At 65.2% G+C, this 1,882-nt stretch carries 3 protein-coding genes; all 3 read right to left on the reverse strand.

Annotated features, from left to right (window positions below):
* Positions 1 to 386 (reverse strand): phosphoglycerate kinase (gene pgk / locus ACR2JA_RS11720; RefSeq protein ID WP_434009260.1); only part of this gene is annotated, 386 nt, incomplete at its 3' end.
* Positions 387 to 400: 14 nt separating this feature from the next.
* Positions 401 to 1,408, reverse strand: coding sequence for a type I glyceraldehyde-3-phosphate dehydrogenase (gene gap / locus ACR2JA_RS11725; protein WP_434009261.1), 1,008 nt, complete (start codon positions 1,406 to 1,408; stop codon positions 401 to 403).
* A gap of 45 nt (positions 1,409 to 1,453) precedes the next feature.
* A partial coding sequence (locus tag ACR2JA_RS11730; protein ID WP_434009262.1) for an HAD-IA family hydrolase occupies positions 1,454 to 1,882 on the reverse strand: 429 nt, incomplete at its 5' end.

Consider the following 1,882-nt stretch of genomic DNA (forward strand, 5'->3'; position numbering starts at 1 on the left):
GGCTTGTTCTTCTTCTCGCCCACGTTCAGGCGGCAGTTCTCCAGCATGACCAGTTCGCCGGGGGCGACGGCGAAGTCGCCATCGACCCAGTGGGCCACCACGGGGATGCTGCGGCCCATGAGCTCGCCCATGCGCGCGGCCACCGGGGCCAGCGAGTCTTCGGGCTTGAACTCGCCTTCGGTGGGGCGGCCCAGGTGGCTGGTGACCATCACCGCGGCACCGGCGTCCAGCGCCATCTGAATGGCTGGGATGCTGGCGCGGATGCGGGTGTCTTCGGTGATGTGGCCTTCCTTGTCTTGAGGCACATTGAGGTCGGCGCGGATGAAGACGCGCTTGCCGCGGGCAAAGCCGCTGGCACACACGTCGCTGAATCGCAGGCATTTCATGGGGCTCTCCCGGATCAGTGGCTGCCCACGTGCTGCACGAAGCGCATCATGTTGCAGGTGTAGCCGTACTCGTTGTCGTACCAGCTCACGACCTTCACGAAGGTTTTGTCCAGCGCGATGCCGGCGTCGGCGTCAAAGATCGACGGCATGGCGCAGCCGCGGAAATCGGTGGAGACCACCTTGTCGCTGGTGTAGCCCAGCACACCCTTCAGCTCACCTTCGCTGGCGGCTTTCATGGCCTTGCAGACATCGTCGTAGCTGGCCTCTGTGTTCAGCTCGACCGTCAGGTCCACCACCGACACGTCGGAGGTGGGCACGCGAAAGGCCATGCCGGTCAGCTTCTTGTTCAGCTCGGGCAACACCACGCCCACGGCCTTGGCGGCACCGGTGCTGCTGGGGATGATGTTTTCCAGGATGCCGCGGCCGCCGCGCCAATCCTTGCTCGACGGGCCGTCCACCGTCTTCTGCGTCGCAGTCGCTGCGTGCACCGTGGTCATCAGCCCGCGCTGGATGCCAAAGCGGTCGTTGAGCACCTTGGCCACCGGGGCCAGACAGTTGGTGGTGCACGAAGCGGCCGAGACAATGGCCTCACCGGCGTACTTCGGATGGTTCACGCCGAACACGAACATGGGCGTGTCGTCCTTGGACGGGGCGGACTGCACCACCTTCCTGGCACCGGCATCGATGTGCTTCTGGCAGGTGTCCTTCGTCAGGAAGAAGCCGGTGGACTCGATCACCAGATCGGCGCCGACGTGGTTCCACTGCAGTTGGGCGGGGTCCTTCTCGGCGGTCAGGCGGATCTTCCTGCCATTGACGACCAGATGCCCGCCATCGACGCTGACTGCCCCCTTGAAGCGACCGTGCACCGAGTCGTGTTGCAGCATGTAGGCCAGGTACTCGGGTTCGAGCAGGTCGTTGATCGCCACGACCTCGATGTCGCTGAACTCGGCTTCCTGCGCCACCGCACGGAACACCATGCGGCCGATGCGCCCGAAACCGTTGATGCCGATCCTGAGGGTCATGTGAAGGTCTCCAGAGAAAAAAAGATGGGGGAGTAGAAAAGGCGTTCAGGCGCCCGCCGCTGCGTCGCGGACCGGCGGCTGGGTGGTCAACGCCGAAAAGTCGGGGATCACGCGGTCGGGGTGGCAGCTCTCGATGGGCTGGCCCATGTTGTAGCCATAGGGCAGCGCCCAGACCGCGATGCCGGCGTTGCGCGCGGTGGCCACGTCGATGGACGAGTCGCCCACGAACAGCGCGCGGTCGCTGCTCACACCGAACTGTTTCAGGCACTCGACGATGCCGGCCGGGTTGGGCTTCTTGACCGGCAAGGTGTCGCCGCTGATCACGCGGTCGAACCAGGGCGCCAGCTGGTGCGCGTCCAGCACCACCTGGGTGTAGCGGCCTTCCTTGTTGGTCATCACCACCAGCTTCACGCCCGCCGCACGCAACACGCGCAGGGTTTCGCGCACGTTCGGGTACAGGTGGCTGCGGGTGCC

Source organism: Hydrogenophaga sp., from assembly GCF_051007235.1.
In the GTDB taxonomy this organism is placed as follows: Bacteria; Pseudomonadota; Gammaproteobacteria; order Burkholderiales; family Burkholderiaceae_C; genus Hydrogenophaga.